The sequence below is a fragment of the Enterobacter sp. Taxon_8 genome (genome assembly GCF_058354585.1).
This window is the reverse complement of sequence record NZ_CM177989.1, coordinates 511,299-529,200: the sequence shown is the minus strand read 5'-3', so window position 1 is coordinate 529,200 and position 17,902 is coordinate 511,299. Positions and strand designations below refer to the sequence as shown.

The following is a 17,902-nucleotide window of genomic DNA, read 5'->3' as shown; positions in this document are numbered from 1 at the left end:
GAACTCAATTCCCAAACATCAGTGCGGTGAGCACAAAATCCAGACCCAGTACGGCCAGCGACGAATGAACGACTGTACGTGTAGTTGCGCGGCTAATGCCCGCCGACGTCGGGATGGCATCGTAACCATTGAACAATGCAATCCAGGTGACCGTAATGGCAAATACCACGCTTTTAATCAGGCAGTTAACCAGATCCATTCGCAGGTCAATGGCGTCCTGCATCGCGGACCAGAAGAAACCGGCATCGATGCCTTTCCAGTGCACGCCAACCAGCGAGCCGCCCCAGATACCCACGGCGACAAACAGAATAGTCAGTAACGGTAAAGAGATCACCCCAGCCCAGAAACGCGGCGAGATCACGCGACGCAGCGGATCGACCGCCATCATCTCCATGCTGGAAAGCTGCTCGGTCGCGCGCATCAGGCCAATTTCAGCTGTTAATGCCGACCCCGCGCGCCCGGCGAAAAGCAGCGCCGCCACAACGGGCCCCAGCTCGCGCAGCAGCGAGAGCGCCACCAGCATCCCGAGGCTAGTTTCCGCACTGTAGGTTGTCAGAACAAGATAGCCCTGCAGCCCAAGCACCATACCGATAAACAGACCGGAGACAATGATGATGAGCATCGACAGCACTCCGACATTATAAAGCTGGCGCACCAATAGCGGCGCGTGCTTACGGAATTCCGGCCTGCCAACCAGGGCGTTGAATAACATCAATCCGGCACGCCCGAACGTCCTGATGGTTTTTATGCCACGGTGTCCGAGAGCGGCCAACGCATTTAACAGCATGAGTGGCTTAACTCCCTATTCCCAGTAAATCGTCACGATAGTCGCCTGCCGGGTAGCGGAACGGCACAGGGCCATCGGCAATACCGTCGAGGAACTGTCTAACACGCGGATCGCAATTTTCCTGCAGCGCCTGAGCGCTACCGTGTGCGACGATCTTTTTGTCCGCCACGATATAGGCGTAATCGGCAATGCTCAATACTTCCGGTACATCGTGAGACACCACAATGCAGGTGACGCCAAGCGCGCTGTTCAGTTCAGAGATGAGCTTCACCAGCACGCCCATCGTAATGGGATCCTGTCCAACAAACGGTTCGTCGAACATGATTAAATCAGGTTCTAATGCAATGGCTCTCGCCAGCGCGGCGCGGCGCGCCATGCCGCCGGACAGCTCCGAAGGCATCAGCTTCGCGGCCCCCCGCAAGCCAACGGCTTCGAGCTTCATCATCACCGTGCTTTTCAGCAGTTCAGGTGGCAGACTGGTATGCTCGCGCAGCGGATAAGCCACGTTATCAAAGACGTTCATGTCGGTGAACAAGGCGCCCGACTGAAAGAGCATGCTCATGCGTTTGCGGACAGTATACAGGCGCGAGCGCGACATCTCCGGGATGTTTTCGCCATCAAAGAGGATTTCACCGCTATCCGGTGGGATCTGCCCACCAATAAGGCGAAGCAGGGTCGTTTTACCGATCCCGGACGGCCCCATAATGGCAGTGATCTTGCCACGCGGAACGGTCAACGAAATATCATCAAATATCAATCTGCTGGAGCGAGAAAAACTCACCCCGCGGACATCGACTAAATTCGCCATGGTTTGGCTCATTTATAGTTCCTTTCTTATCCTGCTCACGTTAAGGCATGTAGCCTGAATCAGCCCTAAACTCAGCATTTTTACAGAATAATAACCGTAGAGGTTAGCGAAAGCTGGCATTTGTTTTACTTTTCCGGCGCATAAAGTCAAAATTAGGAATTCGTTACGCCTCAGACTGTATGCAGTCCAGCCGTGCACGCGCGATGGACCGACGAGTATACCTGAAGAAAGGACTTTTGATGCTTTTAGCAACAGCACTGTTAATAATTGGTTTACTTTTGGTCGTCTACAGTGCTGACCGTTTAGTATTTGCTGCATCTATCCTGTGTCGCCTGACGGGCGTACCGCCTGTCGTCATCGGGATGACCGTGGTCAGTGTGGGAACGTCACTTCCTGAAATCATCGTCTCTGTCTCGGCATCGCTGCATGGTCAGTTAGACCTTGCAGTAGGCACCGCGATTGGCTCTAACATCGTCAATATACTCTTGATTTTAGGCCTGGCCGCACTGCTCCATCCATTTCGCGTGCATTCTGATGTTCTGCGCCGTGAATTGCCGCTAATGTTAATCGTAAGCCTGTTGGCAGGCTGCGTATTTTACGATGGCGTACTGAGCTACAGCGACGGTATTTTCCTGCTGGCGCTGGCCGTCATTTGGTTGCTGTATAGTGTTAAAATCGCCCGTCAGGCGGAAAAACAGGGTCAGGATAGCCTCACGCGTGAGCAGGTCGCCGAACTTCCGCGAGAAGGTACACTGCCTGTTGCCCTGCTCTGGCTTGGCGTTGCGCTGATCATCATGCCGATGGCAACGCGTATGGTCGTGGATAACGCGACGGTACTGGCGAACTATTTCGCCATCAGTGAACTTACCATTGGTCTGACGGTGATTGCCATCGGTACCAGCCTGCCGGAACTGGCCACGGCCATTGCGGGGGCACGTAAAGGTGAAGATGACATTGCCATTGGTAATATCATCGGTTCCAACATATTTAATATCGCCATTGTGATGGGCCTTCCGGCCCTCATTACGCCAGGGCCCTTTAATCCCCTGGCATTCTCGCGTGACTACGGCGTGATGTTATTAGTCAGCGTGATATTTGCCCTGCTCTGCTGGCGGCGGCAACGACAGATCGGCAAAGGCGCAGGCGCGCTGCTGACGGGTGGATTTATCGTATGGATGGCGATGCTGTACTGGCTCTCGCCTCTTCTCTCTGGGTAATCGGAAACGCATTATGTCGCAAATAGAATTGCAGCCGGGTTTTGACTTTCAGAAAGCAGGCAAAGAGGTTCTGGAGATTGAACGTGAAGGTCTGGCGCAGTTAGATCGGTACATTAATCAGGATTTTAGTCTGGCATGTGAGAAGATGTTCTACTGTGCCGGCAAAGTCGTGGTGATGGGGATGGGTAAGTCCGGCCACATTGGACGTAAAATGGCGGCAACATTTGCCAGCACCGGAACCTCTTCCTTCTTTGTACACCCGGGGGAAGCCGCGCACGGCGACCTGGGTATGGTCACGCCGCAGGATATCGTCATCGCACTGTCTAACTCCGGTGAGTCCAATGAAATTCTGGCGCTGATCCCGGTACTGAAACGATTGCAGGTTCCGCTTATTTGCATGACCAGCCGTCCGGAAAGTAGCATGGCGCGTGCGGCCGATATTCACCTGTGCGTGAAGGTTCCCAAGGAGGCCTGTCCGCTCGGCCTGGCGCCAACGTCCAGCACCACCGCAGCGCTGGTCATGGGTGATGCGCTTGCCGTCGCACTGCTTGAAGCCCGCGGTTTTACGCCGGAAGATTTCGCGCTTTCCCATCCGGGCGGCGCGCTGGGGCGCAAGCTGCTGCTTCGGGTAAACGATATTATGCACACCGGGGATGAGATCCCTCACGTCAGCAAAGAAGCCTCCCTACGTGATGCGCTGCTGGAAATCACCCGTAAGAATCTGGGTATGACGGTCGTGTGCGACGATCTGTTGAAAATTCAGGGGATCTTCACCGATGGCGACCTGCGCCGCGTGTTCGACATGGGTGTTGATGTCCGTACCCTGGGCATTGCCGACGTGATGACGCCGGGCGGTATCCGCGTGCGTCCGGGTACGCTGGCCGTGGATGTGCTGAACCTGATGCAGTCCCGCCATATCACCTCCGTTATGGTTGCAGATGGCGACCAGTTGCTGGGTGTGGTACATATGCATGATCTGCTGCGCGCAGGCGTAGTGTAATGAAGGATAAGACAATGAGTAATGCGGGTGCATCCCTTGCAACCTGTTATGGCCCGGTCAGTACCCAGATGATGGCAAAGGCGAAAAACATTCGTCTGCTCATCCTGGATGTGGATGGCGTACTCTCCGATGGCCTGATTTACATGGGCAATAATGGTGAAGAGCTGAAAGCATTTAACGTCCGCGACGGCTATGGTATCCGCTGTGCGCTCACCTCGGGTATTGAGGTGGCTATCATCACCGGGCGAAAAGCTAAACTGGTAGAAGACCGCTGTGAAACCTTAGGAATTACCCATCTGTATCAGGGGCAGTCCGATAAGATGGCGGCGTTTAAGGATTTACTGGGTAAACTGGCTATCGCACCGGAAAACGTGGCCTACGTCGGGGACGATCTGATTGACTGGCCTGTGATGACTGAGGTCGGGCTGAGCATCGCCGTTGCCGATGCGCATCCGCTGCTGATCCCGCGCGCTGACTACGTTACCCACATCAACGGGGGCCGTGGTGCCGTCCGTGAAGTCTGCGATCTGCTCCTGCTGGCGCAGGGCAAGCTTGATGAGGCCAAAGGGCAATCGATATGAGTAAAACCAGACGCTGGATTATCATTTTGCTTTCGCTAGTCGCACTGGTATTGATTGGCGTGAACCTTGCCGATCGCGACGATACGCAAACAGAAGTGGTTAACAATAGCGATCCAACCTATAAAAGCGATCACAGCGAAACCGTGGTCTACAGCCCGGAAGGCGCGCTGAACTATCGCCTGATTGCCCAGCATGTTGAATATTTTTCAGATGACGGTATTTCGTGGTTTACCCAACCGGTGATGACCACATTCGATAAAGACAAAGTGCCGACGTGGTCAATTAAGTCAGATCGGGCCAAACTGACAAATGACCGTATGCTTTATCTGTACGGCCACGTTGAAGTCAACGCCCTGACCGCTGACTCGCAACTGCGAAAAATTACGACGGATAATGCCCAGATCAACCTGGTAACCCAGGACGTGACGTCGCAGGATCTGGTCACACTGTATGGCACAACATTTAATTCCAGCGGTTTGAGAATGCGCGGGAACTTACGCAGCAAGAACGCCGAGCTGATTGAAAAGGTTAGAACCTCCTATGAAATTCAAAACAAACAAACTCAGCCTTAAAGTAATTATCGCCAGCGCGATGCTGGTGACCAGTCTCCCCGCGCTTGCTGTAACGGGCGATACCGACCAGCCGATTCATATCGAGTCCGACACCCAGTCTCTCGATATGCAGGGTAACGTCGTCACCTTCACGGGTAACGTCGTCATGACCCAGGGCACCATCAAAATTAACGCTGACAAAGTGGTCGTGACCCGTCCGGGTGGCGAGCAGGGCAAAGAGATCATTGATGGTTACGGCAACCCGGCAACCTTCTACCAGATGCAGGACAATGGCAAGCCGGTAAAAGGCCGCGCCTCGCATATGCACTACGAGCTGGCGAAGGACCTGGTAATCCTGACCGGAAACGCGTATCTGGAACAGCTGGACAGCAACATTACCGGCGACCAAATCACCTATCTGGTGAAAGAGCAAAAAATGCAGGCCTCCAGCGAGAAAGGTAAACGCGTCACGACCGTACTGGTTCCGTCGCAGCTGCAGGACAAAGGCAAGGGCCAGGCCCCGGCACAGAAGAAGAGTAACTAATCCGTTATGGCAACATTAACTGCAAAAAACCTCGCGAAGGCCTATAAGGGCCGCCGTGTCGTAGAAGATGTCAGTTTGACCGTCAACTCTGGCGAAATCGTGGGGCTGCTTGGCCCTAACGGTGCGGGTAAAACGACAACCTTCTACATGGTCGTTGGCATTGTGCCGCGCGATGCCGGCAACATAATCATTGACGATGAAGACATCAGTCTTCTGCCGCTTCACGCGCGCGCGCGTCGCGGGATCGGCTATCTGCCGCAGGAAGCCTCCATTTTCCGTCGTCTTAGCGTTTACGACAACCTGATGGCGGTCCTGCAAATTCGTAACGATCTGACCAGCGAACAGCGTCAGGATCGTGCCAACGAGCTGATGGAAGAGTTCCACATTGAGCATCTGCGCGACAGCCTCGGTCAGGCACTCTCCGGGGGCGAACGTCGTCGCGTTGAGATCGCGCGTGCGCTGGCCGCAAACCCTAAATTTATCCTTCTGGATGAACCATTTGCGGGTGTTGACCCGATCTCGGTTATCGACATTAAACGTATCATTGAACACTTGCGCGACAGCGGGCTTGGCGTACTGATCACCGACCACAACGTCCGAGAAACGCTGGCCGTATGTGAACGCGCGTATATTGTGAGCCAGGGCAATCTGATCGCCCACGGTACGCCGCAGCAGATCCTCGAAGACGATCATGTTAAGCGCGTCTATCTTGGGGAAGACTTCAGACTCTGATAGGGTAGAGGTAACGTAACGCCGAACCGGAGAAAAATGCTCTGAACATGAAGCAAGGTTTGCAATTAAGGCTCAGCCAACAACTGGCGATGACGCCGCAGCTACAGCAGGCAATTCGCCTGTTGCAACTGTCCACGTTAGAACTTCAGCAGGAGCTCCAGCAGGCGCTGGACAGCAACCCCCTGCTGGAACAAACCGATCTTCATGACGAGGTAGATACTCAGCAGTCACAGGACACTGAAGCGCTTGATACCGCCGACGCACTCGAACAAAAAGAGATGCCCGACGAGCTTCCGCTGGATGCCAGCTGGGATGAAATCTACACCGCCGGAACGCCTTCCGGTACGCGTGCGGACTACCAGGATGATGAGCTACCGGTCTATCAGGGAGAAACCACTCAGTCGCTGCAGGATTACCTGATGTGGCAGGTGGAACTCACTCCCTTCTCCGATACCGACCGCGCGATTGCCACCTCAATTGTCGATGCCGTTGACGACACCGGCTATTTGACCGTCACGCTTGACGATATTCTGGAAAGCATGGGCGACGAAGAGATAGAGCTTGAGGAAGTTGAAGCCGTTCTGAAGCGCATCCAGCGTTTCGATCCGGTAGGCGTAGCCGCAAAAGATCTGCGCGACTGCCTGCTAATCCAGCTTTCTCAGTTCAGCAAAGAGACGCCATGGCTCGACGAGGCGCGCGTGATCATCAGCGATCACCTGGATCTGCTGGCGAACCACGATTTCCGCACCCTGATGCGCGTCACGCGCCTGAAAGAAGATGTGCTGAAAGAAGCGGTGAATCTGATCCAGTCACTCGATCCACGCCCGGGACAGTCAATCCAGACCAGCGAGCCTGAGTACGTTATTCCGGACGTGCTGGTCAGAAAACACAATGGCCGCTGGGTCGTTGAACTGAATTCAGACAGCATCCCTCGCCTGCAAATCAACCAGCAGTATGCCTCCATGTGCACCAGCGTGCGTAACGACTCCGACAATCAATATATTCGTAGCAATCTTCAGGAAGCGCGATGGCTGATCAAAAGTCTTGAGAGCCGAAATGATACGCTGCTACGCGTCAGCCGCTGTATTGTCGAACAGCAGCAGGCTTTCTTTGAGCAGGGCGAAGAGTATATGAAACCGATGGTGCTGGCGGATATCGCCCAGGCCGTCGAGATGCATGAATCAACCATTTCCCGTGTCACCACGCAGAAGTATCTGCACAGTCCACGCGGTATTTTTGAGCTTAAGTATTTCTTCTCCAGCCATGTGAATACCGAGGGCGGCGGCGAAGCGTCGTCAACGGCCATTCGTGCCCTGGTGAAGAAGTTGATCGCCGCGGAGAACCCCGCGAAGCCGCTAAGCGACAGTAAGTTAACCACCATGCTGTCCGATCAGGGTATTATGGTGGCACGTCGTACTGTTGCGAAGTATCGAGAGTCTTTATCCATTCCGCCGTCCAACCAGCGTAAACAGCTGGTCTGACACAACCGATAAGGAAGACACTATGCAGCTCAACATCACTGGACAAAACGTCGAAATTACTGAGGCTTTACGCGAATTCGTGAACGCGAAGTTTGCAAAACTCGAGCAGTATTTCGAAAGGATCAATCAGGTCTATATTGTGTTGAAAGTGGAGAAAGTGACTCATATCTCGGATGCCACCCTGCATGTTAACGGGGGTGAACTGCATGCCAGTGCGGAAGGGCAAGACATGTACGCTGCTATCGACGGCTTGATTGATAAGCTTGCGCGACAGCTCAATAAACATAAAGATAAACTGAAACAACACTAATTGTCCGGGCAGTTAACGGGTGCAGGACGGCCTGTTGTGAAACACAACAGGCCATTTGTACAGTTAGCGCTTAGGTGAAATTATGATGAACAACGATTCCGCTCTTCAACTGAGCAATGTCCTTAACCAGGAATGTACCCGCAGTGCGGTTCACTGCCAGAGCAAAAAACGTGCGCTGGAGATCATCAGTGAACTGGCTGCTAAACAGCTGGGCCTGCCGCCGCAGGTGGTGTTCGAAGCGATTCTGACCCGTGAAAAAATGGGCAGTACCGGTATCGGCAACGGCATCGCGATCCCACACGGCAAACTGGAAGAGGATACCCTGCGTGCCGTTGGTGTGTTTGTGCAGCTTGAAACACCCATCGCCTTCGATGCCATTGATAACCAGCCCGTCGATCTCCTTTTCGCGCTGCTGGTGCCTGCCGATCAGACGAAAACCCACCTGCATACGCTGTCGCTGGTCGCAAAACGTCTGGCCGATAAAACCATTTGCCGTCGACTGCGCTCGGCCCAAAGTGATGAAGAGCTCTACCAAATTATCACTGAAGCAGAAGGCAATCAGGATGATGCATAACCAGGAGATGGCCTTCACATCTGTTGTCCTGAGGAGAAACGGAACATGGTGCTGATGATTGTCAGTGGCCGTTCAGGGTCGGGGAAATCCGTTGCTCTGCGCGCGCTGGAAGACATGGGTTTTTACTGCGTCGATAACCTGCCGGTCGTGTTGTTGCCCGATCTGGCCCGCACGCTGGCGGAGAGACAAACCTCTGCAGCCGTCAGTATCGACGTCCGTAACATGCCTGAATCGCCAGAGATCTTCGAACAGGCAATGAGCAACCTGCCTGACACGTTCTCGCCTCAGCTGCTGTTCCTTGATGCAGACCGCAATACGCTAATCCGTCGCTACAGCGATACCCGTCGCTTGCACCCGCTTTCCAGTAAGAACCTCTCTCTGGAGAGTGCTATCGATGAAGAGAGCGACCTGCTGGAGCCGCTGCGTTCTCGTGCCGACCTGATTGTCGACACCTCTGAGATGTCCGTTCACGAGCTGGCAGAAATGCTGCGCACCCGGTTATTGGGTAAACGCGAGCGTGAACTGACGATGGTGTTCGAATCCTTTGGCTTCAAGCACGGTATCCCGATTGATGCGGATTATGTTTTCGACGTGCGCTTCCTGCCGAACCCGCACTGGGATCCGAAGCTGCGTCCCATGACCGGCCTGGACAAACCCGTCGCGGCCTTCCTCGACAGGCACACAGAAGTACACAATTTTATCTACCAGACGCGAAGCTACCTTGAGCTATGGTTACCTATGCTGGAGACAAACAATCGTAGCTACCTGACGGTAGCGATTGGCTGTACCGGTGGTAAACATCGTTCGGTTTATATCGCCGAACAGCTGGCCGACTATTTCCGCTCGCGCGGTAAGAACGTTCAGTCCCGTCATCGCACGCTGGAAAAACGTAAAACATGACCGTAAAACAGACCGTTGAGATCACCAATAAGCTGGGCATGCATGCACGCCCGGCGATGAAGCTGTTTGAGCTGATGCAGGGTTTCGATGCAGAGGTTCTGCTGCGAAATGACGAAGGCACCGAAGCGGAAGCGAACAGCGTGATCGCGCTGCTGATGCTGGATTCCGCCAAAGGGCGCCAGATTGAAGTCGAAGCCACCGGACCTCAGGAAGAGGAAGCGTTGGCGGCTGTGATCGCGCTGTTTAATGCAGGGTTTGACGAAGATTAAGATCTGCTATTCAGGCGGGTAGCGCTGCGCTTACCCGCCCTACATTAATTTATTGCTCTCCATAAACCCGTCCCCTCCCAACTGACGCATCTGGCGCATGATCCACGCCTGACGGCTACGCACGTACCCTGACGGGGCACTGGCTTTAAAACGAATGGGATTAGGCAGAACAGCCGCGAGCAGCGCCGCTTCAGACATGCTCAGCTTGCTGGCGGGTTTATTAAAATAGCGTTGAGATGCAGCTTCAACACCAAATACCCCGTCACCAAACTCGGCAACGTTGAGATACACGGTCAGAATGCGTTTTTTGCTCCAGACCGTTTCCATCCCCAGGGTCAACCCCGCTTCCAGCCCCTTTCGCACCCAGCTGCGGCCGTCCCACAGAAACAGATTTTTGGCCGTCTGCTGCGACAAGGTTGACGCACCGCGCACGCGGTTTTCATGGCGTTCATTATGGGCTAGCGCTTTCTCAATGGCCGCAACGTCGAATCCCCAGTGCTCCGGGAATTTTTGATCCTCCGCCGCGATGACCGCGAGCCCCATGAGCGGTGAGATCTCGTCCATGCTCACCCAGTCAGAATGGGCAACATAGCCGAAATCACCGCTGAGCCACGCGCCGAGCTGACGCTCAACCATCACGGCAGAGAACGGGACCGGCATAATGCTGAACAGGGCGAGTCCACCGCCCCAAAACACCGCCAGCACCAGAACGATGCGCAACAGGATACGTTTTACCCACGCGCCAGCACCAGATTGACGACTCATTCAGCCAGCACCAGCACTCGGGCGACCAGCTTTTCGATCCCCATAGCCGCTTCTGCAATATTCTGCGCCAGCATATACGCAGGCGTGGTGACTATTTTGTTATCTTCATCAACCACAATGTCATCCACCGGGCAAGGAACGTGCTCTCCCCCCATTTCCTCGACGATTTCCGCGGTATCAATATCCGTCCCGATAGTCAGGCGCAGCGGGAAATCAAAAATCCTGGGCAGCATTGCCGGCGCGATGCAGATAAAGCCCAGCGGTTTCCCTGCCGCATGCATGGCCTGCGACAGCGCTTTGAGATGAGGATCGATCTGACACTCCGCCCCCTGTGCAGCAAAGGTACTGAGATTTTTGGCCGCGCCAAATCCTCCCGGCACAATGAGCGCATCAAGCTCTGCGGCGTCTGCCTGAATAAGAGGATGGATATCACCTCGCGCAATACGTGCGGCTTCAATCAGCACGTTACGGGTTTCCGCCATTGGTTCACCGGTCAGATGGTTAATCACATCCGACTGATTTTTGTCTGGCGCAAAACAAATAACCTCCGCTCCCTGCTTAGCCAGGGCCAGCAGCGTGATTACGGCTTCATGTATCTCAGAACCATCGTAAACACCGCATCCGCTCAGCACGACACCAATCTTTTTCATCATGACAATCCTTTTCTGCAACTTGCTGAAGCACATTAATAATTTTGATTAAAACGCTATGCTTCACACATTTCACTGATTCATGTAACAAATCATTTAAGATTTGCTATCTTATCTGCGTGCGGCCTAAATTTTTCAGGCAGCGCCCTTTCGAAAATAACTTTAAAAAAACAGGCGCAGCCACGATTTCCCTGGTGTTGGCGCAGTATTCGCGCACCCCGGTTAAGCCGGGGTCATTTTTTTCTGGCGTCGACCCAGGCTTTAAGCACCGCAACATCGTTTTGCCACTCTTGTTTCATCTCTTCAACCCAATCACCCACGTTATCTTCCCATGCAGGTAAATCAGGCGACTGAATCTGTTGACCCAGTTGCTGAAGATGGCGCAAACCGACCGAGCCGGCGGCACCTTTGATTTTATGTCCTTCTTCGACGATGCCTTTCTGGTCCCGGGCCGTCAGGTTTGATTCAAGAACGCTCAGATAGCCCGGCATCATTTTTTCGAAGACCGCCAGACCATCGGTAATAAGTTTCGGGCCTACCAGATCGATATACTGCTCCAGCATCGCGGTATCGAGTATCGTTTGGGCTTTTGCGCTATCAACAGACGTCATGGTGCTCTCCTCTTCATCACGAGTATCCCAGAACTTCTTAATCATGGCGGTCAGAGCAGGCACCGCCAGCGGCTTGCTGAGTACATCGTCCATACCGGCATCGAGATACTCTTTTTTATCTTTTAGCACGTTCGCCGTCAGCGCCACCAGCGGCGGCAGTTCGTCGGCCGCGTACTGACGCGTCAGCTCACGCGAGATATCCAGCCCGGTCATATCCGGCAGCTGGATATCAAGCAGCACAAGGTCGTATTCGCCCGGTTTAAACATCTCCAGTGCGGCCTTACCGGTCATCGCGACATCCACGCTGTTGCCCAGTTTTTCCAGCACCGAGCGAGCCACAATCACGTTCAGCTCAATATCCTCCACCAGCAGAACGTGCAGGGCAGGCAGCGGCATATCGTCATTTTCGAAGGTATCTTCTACCTCTTCCGCCACCGCCGGCGCATGGACCGTCAGCGTGAAGGTTGACCCTTTGCCCGGCTGGCTGGCAACGGTGATATCGCCGCCCATGCTCTTCGCCAGACGTTTAGAGACCGCCAGGCCAATACCTGTTCCGGTCGCCGGTTTTCCGCCGTTGCTGTCCTTCACCTGGTAGTACATGGCAAAGATTTTGTCCTGCTCCTCCTGCGGAATACCAATCCCGGAATCCTCCACCTCAAAGTGCAGCATATCTCCTTCGTCATAGCGTATGCGCACCGCCACCTGCCCCTTCTGGGTAAATTTCACCGCGTTGCTGATAAGGTTCCACAGGATCTGGCGCAGACGCGTGCCGTCAGTCACCACTTTATGCGGTAGCGGCAGGGTTGGCTCCATGACAAAACTCAGTCCTTTCTGCTGCGCCTGCAGGCCAGACAGGTTTTCGAGATCGGCAAGGAAGCTGGTGAAATCAACAGGCTGATTATCAAGCTGAACTTTACGGCGCTCCATCTTATCCATATCAATAATATCGTTGAAGATATTACCCAGCGTGACCGCTGAGACATGAATAGTCTTGAGGTATTTTTCCTGCTCTGCGGTCAGGTCGGTATCCAGCAGAATACGGCTCAGCCCGACAATGCCGTTAAGCGGCGTGCGCAGCTCGTGGCTAATGGTGGAGATAAAGGTGGTCTTGTCGCGACTGGCGCGCTCCAGGGCATCCTGATAGCGCTTACGCTCGGTGATATCGCGGCCAAAGCCCATCAGGCCGTGGCGTTTCCCCACGCGGTCATAGTACGGCACCTTACGGATCTCAAAACAGGCTTTGCGTCCGTCCGGGTAATCCAGCCACTGTTCATAGGTCAGCGAGACGTTATGACGGAAGACTTTTTCGTCGGTCTCCATAACCTTGGCCGCCGCCTCTTCAGAGTAAACGTCCTGCGGCTTCAGGTGAATCAGCTGCTTCTCGCTTTTCCCGGTGAGCAACTCCATCGCCCGGTTACAGCCGGAAAACTCTTTATCTTCATTGCGGTAAAACACCAGGTCCGGCGACGCATCGAGGAACGACCGCAGGAAAGAGGATTGCTGCTCAAGCTGGATCTGCGTGACCTCGCGCTCTTTCATTTCGATTTTCAGCTGCTCCAGCGTGGCCTGACGTTCGGCTTCCGCCTTCTCACGATCGGAGATCTCCTGATTCAGCTGCGCAATGTTGTCTTTGAGCTGGACGTTGAGCTTCAGGTCGCGCTCACGCATCTCTTCCAGTTTATCGACCAGCTTAGACAAACGCTGACGGGACTCTTCCAGCTGTTCAACCACCACGGAAAGGAAATAGACCGCCCAGGGGGTAATGAGCAAGCCAAAGAAGATGGAGCGGATGACGTCGATACTCTCGACCTGACCATGCAGAACCATAGTAACGGCCATTTGCACGACAATGGCCAGAACGACCAGCGCCAGCGCAAGCAGCATGGAGAAACGCACCAGCCCAAGCTTCATCATCAGGTCGACGTAATACTGGGCAAGCATTCGAATTTGCTTCATAGAGGATCCCTTCACGACGTTATCGCTCAATAATACTCAAATTCAGGGCGAGGCGTTGAAGGTTGTGAGAAAAAGTGCGGGATGAAACAGGAGATTAGCCTCGCTCCCGGGTAACCGGAAGCGAGGAGAGGTCATTCAGGAGCGTTTCAACATCAGCCACAGGCTGATCAGGAGGAAGCTGGCGCTTGGCAACAGCGCACCAATTATCGGCGGAATGCCATAAACCAGCGTCAGCGGACCGAAGATCTGATCGAGCACGTAGAACACAAAGCCGAAGCTGATGCCGGTCACGACGCGAACCCCCATCGGCACGCTGCGCAACGGACCGAAGATAAACGACAGCGCCATCAGCATCATTACCGCCACGGACATTGGCTGGAAGATTTTGCTCCACATGTTGAGCTGATAACGTCCCGCATCCTGTCCGCTCGACTTCAGATATTTCACATAGTTGTGCAGACCGCTGATAGAGAGCGCGTCAGGATCCAAGGCAACAACACCGAGCTTGTCAGGCGTCAGGTTGGTCTTCCACGTGCCGGTTACCGTCTGAGAACCCGTAATCTGTTTCGGATCGGTCAGGTCGGATTCATCAACCTGGGACAACCGCCACTGCTTATGTTCGGCGTCAAATTTCGCCGAAGAGGCGTGGCGAACGGACTGCAGACGGCGCTGGTCATCGAAAGCGTAGATGCTCACCCCGCCCAGTTCATCATTCCCCTTCACCCGTTCGATGTAGACGAAGTTTTTACCGTCTTTAGCCCATAAACCTTGCTGAGTCGAGAGCAGTGAACCACCGTACATGGCCTGAGCACGGTAGTTACGCGCCATCTGTTCACCCTGAGGCGCAACCCATTCGCCAATCGCCATGGTCAACAGCACCAGTGGGATTGCGGTTTTCATCACCGACAGCGCAACCTGCATGCGGGTAAAACCCGAGGCCTGCATTACGACCAGCTCGCTGCGCTGCGCCAGCATTCCCAGCCCCAGCAGCGCACCCAGCAGGGCCGCCATCGGGAAGAAGATCTGCACATCTTTCGGCACGCTGAGCAGGGTATACATCCCCGCGCCCAGCGCGTCATAGCTCCCCTGCCCGGCTTTTTTCAGCTGATCGACAAATTTGATAATGCCGGAGAGCGACACCAGCATGAACAACGTCATCATGATGGTGGTAAAAATGGTTTTACCGATATAGCGATCAAGAACGCCAAACGCCTGCATTAGATGGCTCCTTTACGCGAGAATCGGGCACGTATACGGCGCACAGGCACCGTATCCCACAGGTTTAACCCCAGCGCCAGTAAGATGTACAGACTGTTGACGAACCATGTCCAGACCATAGGGTCCAGCTTACCCTTCGCGCCGTTGGAACGAATCGAGGTTTGCAGCAGGAAATAGATCAGGTAAAGCAGCATCGCCGGCAGCATAGATAGCACGCGTCCCTGACGCGGGTTCACCACGCTCAGCGGAACGACAATCAGCGCCATCATAAAAACGGTGAAGACGAGCGTGATACGCCAGTGGAACTCAGCGCGCGCCCGGTCAGTATCGGTATTCCAGAGGGTACGCATGTCCATTTGCTCGGTATCCGTTGGATCGAGCGCCACGGTCTGATGGCCGATAATGGCCTGATAGTTCTGGAAATCCGTAATACGGAAGTCCCGCAGCATCGCGGTGCCTTCAAAACGGGTACCTTTGTTCAGCGTCACGACCTGTGAACCATCTTTGCGCTGAGCCAGCTGACCGGAGTCTGCAACCACCACTGAAGGACGCGCATTTCCTTTGGGACGCAGCTGCGCAAGGAAGACGTCGTTGAATTTACTGCCGTCAACGCTCTCAATAAACAGCACGGAGTTTCCGTCGGTTGCCTGCTGGAACTGCCCCTGGGCTAACGCCGCCATGCCGGGGTTGGCTTTCGCTTCGGCCAGCACTTCGTCCTGATGGCGGGAAGACATGGGGCCCGCCCACATCACATTCACCGCCGCAACGATACCCGTGAACAGCGCCAGTATCATGGCGGCTTTCACCAGGACCGCTTTGCTCAGGCCGCAGGCGTGCATCACCGTGATTTCACTCTCGGTGTAGAGTTTCCCAAGCGTCATGAGAAGGCCAAGGAAAAGACTTAGCGGCAGGATAAGCTGCGCCATTTCCGGGATCCCTAAACCAAGCAGGGAAAGTACCAGATTTGTTGGAATTTCGCCGTCAACGGCCGCACCGAGGATCTTAACCAGCTTCTGACAGAAAAAAATCAGCAGCAGGATGAAAAGGATCGCCAGTTGGCTTTTGAGCGTCTCCCGCACCAGATATCTTATGATTATCACTTTAAATACGCCCGTAAAAACCCGTCTCTTTGCTGGAAAATCGCTTGTTTCATGGCTTAAACGTCATTTATTCTCTTGAGTCGTCGAAATCATCGCTAAGATTAAAACATCCGGCGGATTCACGCTTCAGGATTGTTTCTGACGTGTCGAAACCGTAGTAACGTAAGATTAACACGAAGTCACCACAACAGCGGACATGAGTTACGAAAGGTTTCAATTCTATCCGTAGCTGCCGCCGTTGTCTTTAAGATTCAGGAGCGTAGTGCATGGAGTTCAGTGTAAAAAGCGGTAGCCCGGAGAAACAGCGGAGTGCCTGCATCGTTGTGGGCGTCTTTGAACCACGCCGACTCTCCCCGATCGCCGAGCAACTCGATAAAATCAGTGACGGCTATATTAGCGCCCTGCTGCGCCGTGGCGAACTGGAAGGCAAACCTGGGCAGACGCTGTTACTGCACCATGTTCCGAACGTACTGTCAGAGCGTATTTTACTGATTGGCTGCGGCAAAGAACGCGAGCTGGATGAACGTCAGTATAAGCAGGTGATTCAGAAAACAATCAATACGCTGAATGATACTGGCTCAATGGAAGCCGTCTGCTTCCTGACCGAGCTGCACGTCAAAGGGCGTAACACCTACTGGAAAGTGCGTCAGGCGGTTGAAACGGCAAAAGAGAGCCTGTACAGCTTCGATCAGCTGAAAACCAATAAAAGCGAGCCGCGTCGTCCGCTGCGTAAAATGGTCTTTAACGTGCCAACCCGTCGTGAACTGACCAGCGGTGAACGCGCCATTCAACACGGTCTGGCCATTGCAGCCGGCATTAAAGCGGCTAAAGATCTCGGCAACATGCCGCCGAACATCTGTAACGCGGCTTACCTGGCTTCTCAGGCGCGTCAGCTGGCCGACGCCTACAGCAAAAACGTCATTACCCGCGTCATCGGCGAACAGCAGATGAAAGAGCTGGGGATGCACTCTTATCTGGCGGTCGGTAACGGCTCGCAAAACGAATCCCTGATGTCGGTCATTGAGTACAAAGGCAACCCGTCCGAAGACGCACGCCCGATTGTGCTCGTCGGTAAAGGCCTGACCTTCGACTCCGGCGGTATCTCCATCAAGCCTGCCGAAGGCATGGATGAGATGAAGTACGACATGTGCGGCGCGGCGGCGGTTTACGGCGTGATGCGGATGGTTGCGGAACTTCAGTTGCCTATCAACGTGATCGGCGTTCTGGCGGGCTGCGAAAATATGCCCGGCGGCCGCGCCTATCGTCCGGGGGACGTTCTGACCACCATGTCCGGCCAGACCGTTGAAGTGCTGAATACCGACGCCGAAGGCCGTCTGGTACTCTGTGACGTGTTGACCTACGTTGAGCGCTTCGAGCCGGAAGCGGTGATTGACGTCGCCACGCTCACCGGAGCCTGTGTGATTGCGCTGGGCCATCACATTACCGGCCTGATGTCGAACCACAATCCGCTGGCGCACGAGCTGATTGGTGCGTCAGAGCAGGCCGGGGACCGCGCATGGCGTCTACCGCTGGGTGACGAATATCAGGATCAGCTGGAGTCTAACTTTGCGGATATGGCGAACATTGGCGGACGTCCTGGCGGGGCGATCACCGCGGGCTGCTTCCTGGCGCGCTTCACCCGCAAGTACAACTGGGCGCACCTGGATATCGCGGGCACCGCGTGGCGCTCCGGCAAGGCCAAAGGCGCAACCGGTCGCCCGGTAGCGCTGTTGTCGCAGTTCCTGCTCAATCGTGCGGGTTTTAACGGCGACGAGTAAGTCAAAACGGCAGTAAACCGTAGGCCGGGTAAGGCGAAGCCGCCGCCCGGCTTAAGCATTTAAAGTGAGC

At 54.5% G+C, this 17,902-nt stretch carries 19 protein-coding genes; 12 read left to right on the top strand and 7 right to left on the bottom strand.

The genetic code is table 11. The features are described from left to right. Positions 1 to 4 precede the first annotated feature (4 nt). Both mlaE and mlaF read right to left on the bottom strand, forming a co-directional pair. A complete protein-coding gene (gene mlaE / locus AC4IBF_RS02525) occupies positions 5 to 787 on the bottom strand; it encodes a lipid asymmetry maintenance ABC transporter permease subunit MlaE (protein WP_115876354.1) in 783 nt (260 codons plus the stop codon). 7 nt (positions 788 to 794) lie between these two features. After that, positions 795 to 1,607, bottom strand: a complete 813-nt coding sequence (mlaF, locus tag AC4IBF_RS02520; RefSeq protein WP_133295210.1) for a phospholipid ABC transporter ATP-binding protein MlaF — start codon at positions 1,605 to 1,607, stop codon at positions 795 to 797. 227 nt (positions 1,608 to 1,834) lie between these two features. On the opposite strand from mlaF, the gene AC4IBF_RS02515 reads away from it, so the two are divergent. The 11 genes from AC4IBF_RS02515 to npr all read left to right on the top strand — a co-directional run bounded on the left by AC4IBF_RS02515 (position 1,835) and on the right by npr (position 9,754). Continuing rightward, positions 1,835 to 2,812 carry a calcium/sodium antiporter gene (locus AC4IBF_RS02515; protein ID WP_039260412.1) on the top strand — a complete coding sequence of 326 codons (978 nt, stop codon included), beginning with the start codon at positions 1,835 to 1,837 and terminating at the stop codon, positions 2,810 to 2,812. Between the two features lie 13 nt (positions 2,813 to 2,825). Beyond that, positions 2,826 to 3,812, top strand: coding sequence for an arabinose-5-phosphate isomerase KdsD (gene kdsD / locus AC4IBF_RS02510; RefSeq protein ID WP_133295211.1), 987 nt, complete (start codon positions 2,826 to 2,828; stop codon positions 3,810 to 3,812). Between the two features lie 14 nt (positions 3,813 to 3,826). Beyond that, positions 3,827 to 4,393, top strand: a complete 567-nt coding sequence (gene kdsC, locus AC4IBF_RS02505; protein ID WP_136195212.1) for a 3-deoxy-manno-octulosonate-8-phosphatase KdsC — start codon at positions 3,827 to 3,829, stop codon at positions 4,391 to 4,393. Continuing rightward, positions 4,390 to 4,965: an LPS export ABC transporter periplasmic protein LptC gene (gene lptC, locus AC4IBF_RS02500; RefSeq protein ID WP_115876356.1), complete on the top strand. Its 576-nt coding sequence runs from the start codon at positions 4,390 to 4,392 to the stop codon at positions 4,963 to 4,965. Before kdsC ends, lptC begins: the two co-directional genes overlap by 4 nt. Then, the gene (gene lptA, locus AC4IBF_RS02495) at positions 4,934 to 5,488 is read left to right on the top strand and encodes a lipopolysaccharide ABC transporter substrate-binding protein LptA (protein ID WP_133295212.1); all 555 of its coding nucleotides are present in this window, start codon (positions 4,934 to 4,936) and stop codon (positions 5,486 to 5,488) included. The genes lptC and lptA overlap by 32 nt, the downstream gene beginning before the upstream one ends. A 6-nt stretch (positions 5,489 to 5,494) precedes the next feature. Continuing rightward, entirely contained in the window at positions 5,495 to 6,220 is a 726-nt protein-coding gene (gene lptB, locus AC4IBF_RS02490) for an LPS export ABC transporter ATP-binding protein (RefSeq protein WP_023309359.1), read from the top strand. Positions 6,221 to 6,267: 47 nt separating this feature from the next. Next, on the top strand, positions 6,268 to 7,701 hold the full coding sequence (gene rpoN, locus AC4IBF_RS02485; RefSeq protein ID WP_111964974.1) for an RNA polymerase factor sigma-54: 1,434 nt from the start codon (positions 6,268 to 6,270) through the stop codon (positions 7,699 to 7,701). A gap of 22 nt (positions 7,702 to 7,723) precedes the next feature. After that, positions 7,724 to 8,011, top strand: coding sequence for a ribosome hibernation promoting factor (hpf, locus tag AC4IBF_RS02480; protein ID WP_111964975.1), 288 nt, complete (start codon positions 7,724 to 7,726; stop codon positions 8,009 to 8,011). 82 nt (positions 8,012 to 8,093) lie between these two features. After that, entirely contained in the window at positions 8,094 to 8,585 is a 492-nt protein-coding gene (gene ptsN / locus AC4IBF_RS02475; protein ID WP_008501443.1) for a PTS IIA-like nitrogen regulatory protein PtsN, read from the top strand. 45 nt (positions 8,586 to 8,630) lie between these two features. Continuing rightward, on the top strand, positions 8,631 to 9,485 hold the full coding sequence (gene rapZ, locus AC4IBF_RS02470; RefSeq protein ID WP_008501442.1) for an RNase adapter RapZ: 855 nt from the start codon (positions 8,631 to 8,633) through the stop codon (positions 9,483 to 9,485). After that, on the top strand, positions 9,482 to 9,754 hold the full coding sequence (gene npr / locus AC4IBF_RS02465; protein ID WP_003861872.1) for a PTS phosphocarrier protein NPr: 273 nt from the start codon (positions 9,482 to 9,484) through the stop codon (positions 9,752 to 9,754). The genes rapZ and npr overlap by 4 nt, the downstream gene beginning before the upstream one ends. 39 nt (positions 9,755 to 9,793) lie before the next feature. Here the strand turns inward: npr and mtgA are convergent, their stop codons facing one another. The 5 genes from mtgA to lptF all read right to left on the bottom strand — a co-directional run bounded on the left by mtgA (position 9,794) and on the right by lptF (position 16,054). Next, entirely contained in the window at positions 9,794 to 10,519 is a 726-nt protein-coding gene (gene mtgA, locus AC4IBF_RS02460) for a monofunctional biosynthetic peptidoglycan transglycosylase (RefSeq protein ID WP_133295213.1), read from the bottom strand. After that, on the bottom strand, positions 10,516 to 11,169 hold the full coding sequence (elbB, locus tag AC4IBF_RS02455) for an isoprenoid biosynthesis glyoxalase ElbB (protein ID WP_111964977.1): 654 nt from the start codon (positions 11,167 to 11,169) through the stop codon (positions 10,516 to 10,518). Before elbB ends, mtgA begins: the two co-directional genes overlap by 4 nt. A 233-nt stretch (positions 11,170 to 11,402) precedes the next feature. Beyond that, positions 11,403 to 13,736, bottom strand: coding sequence for an aerobic respiration two-component sensor histidine kinase ArcB (arcB, locus tag AC4IBF_RS02450; RefSeq protein ID WP_111964978.1), 2,334 nt, complete (start codon positions 13,734 to 13,736; stop codon positions 11,403 to 11,405). 135 nt (positions 13,737 to 13,871) lie between these two features. Next, positions 13,872 to 14,954, bottom strand: a complete 1,083-nt coding sequence (lptG, locus tag AC4IBF_RS02445; RefSeq protein ID WP_115876359.1) for an LPS export ABC transporter permease LptG — start codon at positions 14,952 to 14,954, stop codon at positions 13,872 to 13,874. Beyond that, a complete protein-coding gene (gene lptF / locus AC4IBF_RS02440) occupies positions 14,954 to 16,054 on the bottom strand; it encodes an LPS export ABC transporter permease LptF (RefSeq protein WP_047650945.1) in 1,101 nt (366 codons plus the stop codon). Before lptF ends, lptG begins: the two co-directional genes overlap by 1 nt. Positions 16,055 to 16,320: 266 nt before the next feature. Here lptF and pepA point away from each other — a divergent pair, with 266 nt between their 5' ends. Continuing rightward, positions 16,321 to 17,832 carry a leucyl aminopeptidase gene (gene pepA / locus AC4IBF_RS02435; RefSeq protein ID WP_023309366.1) on the top strand — a complete coding sequence of 504 codons (1,512 nt, stop codon included), beginning with the start codon at positions 16,321 to 16,323 and terminating at the stop codon, positions 17,830 to 17,832. Positions 17,833 to 17,902: the final 70 nt, after the last annotated feature.

What these genes read in the sequence shown, in the direction of transcription:
- arcB (WP_111964978.1), bottom strand. Translation starts at nt 13,736, where the DNA reads ATGAAGCAAATTCGAATGCTTGCCCAGTATTACGTCGACCTGATGATG.
- rpoN (WP_111964974.1), top strand. Translation starts at nt 6,268, where the DNA reads ATGAAGCAAGGTTTGCAATTAAGGCTCAGCCAACAACTGGCGATGACG.
- kdsD (WP_133295211.1), top strand. Translation starts at nt 2,826, where the DNA reads ATGTCGCAAATAGAATTGCAGCCGGGTTTTGACTTTCAGAAAGCAGGC.
- elbB (WP_111964977.1), bottom strand. Translation starts at nt 11,169, where the DNA reads ATGAAAAAGATTGGTGTCGTGCTGAGCGGATGCGGTGTTTACGATGGT.
- AC4IBF_RS02515 (WP_039260412.1), top strand. Translation starts at nt 1,835, where the DNA reads ATGCTTTTAGCAACAGCACTGTTAATAATTGGTTTACTTTTGGTCGTC.
- rapZ (WP_008501442.1), top strand. Translation starts at nt 8,631, where the DNA reads ATGGTGCTGATGATTGTCAGTGGCCGTTCAGGGTCGGGGAAATCCGTT.
- lptG (WP_115876359.1), bottom strand. Translation starts at nt 14,954, where the DNA reads ATGCAGGCGTTTGGCGTTCTTGATCGCTATATCGGTAAAACCATTTTT.
- hpf (WP_111964975.1), top strand. Translation starts at nt 7,724, where the DNA reads ATGCAGCTCAACATCACTGGACAAAACGTCGAAATTACTGAGGCTTTA.
- mlaF (WP_133295210.1), bottom strand. Translation starts at nt 1,607, where the DNA reads ATGAGCCAAACCATGGCGAATTTAGTCGATGTCCGCGGGGTGAGTTTT.
- mtgA (WP_133295213.1), bottom strand. Translation starts at nt 10,519, where the DNA reads ATGAGTCGTCAATCTGGTGCTGGCGCGTGGGTAAAACGTATCCTGTTG.
- npr (WP_003861872.1), top strand. Translation starts at nt 9,482, where the DNA reads ATGACCGTAAAACAGACCGTTGAGATCACCAATAAGCTGGGCATGCAT.
- kdsC (WP_136195212.1), top strand. Translation starts at nt 3,827, where the DNA reads ATGAGTAATGCGGGTGCATCCCTTGCAACCTGTTATGGCCCGGTCAGT.
- lptB (WP_023309359.1), top strand. Translation starts at nt 5,495, where the DNA reads ATGGCAACATTAACTGCAAAAAACCTCGCGAAGGCCTATAAGGGCCGC.
- ptsN (WP_008501443.1), top strand. Translation starts at nt 8,094, where the DNA reads ATGATGAACAACGATTCCGCTCTTCAACTGAGCAATGTCCTTAACCAG.
- mlaE (WP_115876354.1), bottom strand. Translation starts at nt 787, where the DNA reads ATGCTGTTAAATGCGTTGGCCGCTCTCGGACACCGTGGCATAAAAACC.
- lptA (WP_133295212.1), top strand. Translation starts at nt 4,934, where the DNA reads ATGAAATTCAAAACAAACAAACTCAGCCTTAAAGTAATTATCGCCAGC.
- lptC (WP_115876356.1), top strand. Translation starts at nt 4,390, where the DNA reads ATGAGTAAAACCAGACGCTGGATTATCATTTTGCTTTCGCTAGTCGCA.
- pepA (WP_023309366.1), top strand. Translation starts at nt 16,321, where the DNA reads ATGGAGTTCAGTGTAAAAAGCGGTAGCCCGGAGAAACAGCGGAGTGCC.